The organism is Catenulispora rubra (assembly GCF_015356825.1).
GTDB lineage: Bacteria > Actinomycetota > Actinomycetes > Streptomycetales > Catenulisporaceae > Catenulispora > Catenulispora rubra.
Genome location: NZ_JAACYW010000578.1, coordinates 1 through 2,189, shown reverse-complemented (window position 1 = coordinate 2,189; position 2,189 = coordinate 1). Strand labels below are relative to the sequence as shown.

Here is a 2,189-nt window from a genome sequence, read left to right as displayed (position 1 = left end):
TGGCTCCACCGGCTGGAGAAGTGATTTGTCGACAAGGGCGAACAGGAGCTCGTCGACGTTAGCCGCAATACCGGCCGCGTCCATGTCGCCGGTGGCATCCTCGGCCCCGAGGTGCACCGCGCTAGCCGACTCGGCGGTGATCCCGCCGGGGAACACCGACAGCCGCTCGGCCAGGTCGCGTTCGGCCTGCGACAGCAGCTCCCAGCTCCACGCCACGACCGCGCGCAGCGTCTGATGGCGCGGCATGGCGGTGCGACTGCCGCCGGTGAGCAGCCGGAACCGGTCGTCCAGGCGGGAGGCGACGGCGTGCAGAGGCAGGGTGCGAAGACGCGCGGCGGCCAGTTCGATCGCCAGCGGCAGCCCGTCCAGGCGGCGGCAGATCTTCACCACGTCGGCGACGTTGTCGTCCGCGACGACGAAGTCGGGCCGGACGGCTGCGGCGCGGTCGGCGAACAGCCGGACCGCCGGGAACGTCAGCGCCTCGGCGGGTGTGGTGAGTTCGGGGCGCTCGGTCGGCTGCGGCAGGGACAGCACCGGGAACAGGTTCTCCCCGCCGATGCCGAGCGGCTCGCGGCTGGTCGCGACGATCCGCAGCCCGGGGACGTGTTCGAGCAGGTGCTCGGCGGCGCGGGCAGCGGCGTCGACGAGGTGTTCGCAGTTGTCGAGCACGATCACCAGGTGTTGCTCGGCCAGCCCTTCGGTGACCCGGGTCAGCGCGTCACGGGCCGGACCCACCTGGGCCTCGGTACGCAGCAGCCGCATCTCCCGCTGCCCCAGCGCGGTCAGGATCGCCTGGGGCAGCTCGGAGGGGTCGGTGACCGGCGCGAGTTCGACGAGCCAGACGCCGTCGGCGATGTCGGCGTCCTGGGTGCCGCTCTCCAGCAGCCGCGCGGCGGCCTCGCCGGCCAGCCGGGTCTTGCCCGCGCCGCCCGGGCCGACGAGCGTCACCAGGCGGGAGGCCGCGAGCATCTTGGCGATCCGTGCCACCTCTTCCTCGCGGCCGACGAAGCTGGTCAGGCGCGCTCGGAGGTTGGTGCGCCGCCGCGCCGGCTCCGCCGAAGACGCCGATCCTGATCCCGGCGCCGCGTCGTCCAAGGAGCCGGCAGCAGCGGCCGCCGGGGTCAGCGCCGGGTCGTTGCGCAGCACCGCCAGATGCACGGCGGTCAGCTGCTCGGAGGGATCGATGCCGAGCTGGTCGGCGAGGGTGGCGCGGACGCGTTCGTAGACGGCCAGAGCGTCGGCTTGGCGACCAGCCGCATACAGGGCCTTCACGAGCAGCGCAGCGATGTTCTCGCGCAGCGGATGCTCTGCGAGCAGAGCTTCGAGTTCGGGAAGCGCTTCGACATGCAGGCCGAGGCGGAGTTCAGTGTCGAGCCGGTCGCACAGGGCGCTCAGCCGCAGCTCGTCCAGCCGCGCGGCCGGCGCTGTGGCGAACCCGGCGTCGGCGACGTCGGCCAGGGCCGGTCCCCGCCACAGCGCAAGGGCTTCGCGCAGCAGCTGCCGTGCTGCCGCGGGGTCGGCCGCGACGACGCCTCGGCCTTGGCGGGCCAGGGTCTCGAAGCGCTGGGCATCGACGGCGTCAGCGGGTACGGCCAGGCGGTAGCCGCCGGGCGTGCCGACAACGATGTCGGGGTCACCGAAGGTGCGGCGCAGTCGGGACACCAGTGATTGCAGCGCGTTGGCGGCGCCGTCAGGCGGCTCGTGTTCCCACAGGGCGTCGACGAGCGCCGGGATGGAGACGCTGCGGTCCGGGTCCAGGGCCAGTCTGGTGAGCAGGGCGCGCAGCCGGGCGCCTCCGATCGGGATCGGGACGCCGTCGGCGCGTGCCTCCAGCGGGCCGAGGATCAGGACGTCTAGCTGCACGGGGTCCAGTCTGGCCTATAGGCTGTCTCAATCAGTCGCCTCAATCGGTCGCCGCAGCGGATCCGGGCAGCTGCCACAGGCCGAACCACTGTTCGGCGCCGTATTCGTGATAGCGCTCGACTTCGTCGAAGCCGAGTTTGGTCGCGAGTCGTCGGGCGCTTTCGTTGGCGACCTGGGTGGTAAGCACGACTGGTTCGCCGGGGCGTGCCGTGGCGAACCAGTCGAGTGCGGCGGTGCAGGCTTCGGTGGCGTATCCGTGGCCCCAAGCGTGGGGCAGGAACATGTAGCCCAACTCGGTGCGGCCCAAGTCGGGGCGGGAGTGGCCG

Annotated in this window: 2 protein-coding genes; both read right to left on the bottom strand. The window is 72.3% G+C overall.

Features of this window, described 5'->3' with window-relative positions; all coding sequences use genetic code 11:
- Window positions 1–1,863 (bottom strand): AfsR/SARP family transcriptional regulator (locus tag GWK61_RS54185; RefSeq protein WP_194922228.1); only part of this gene is annotated, 1,863 nt, incomplete at its 3' end.
- A gap of 40 nt (window positions 1,864–1,903) precedes the next feature.
- Window positions 1,904–2,189 (bottom strand): GNAT family N-acetyltransferase (locus GWK61_RS54180; protein WP_194922227.1); only part of this gene is annotated, 286 nt, incomplete at its 5' end.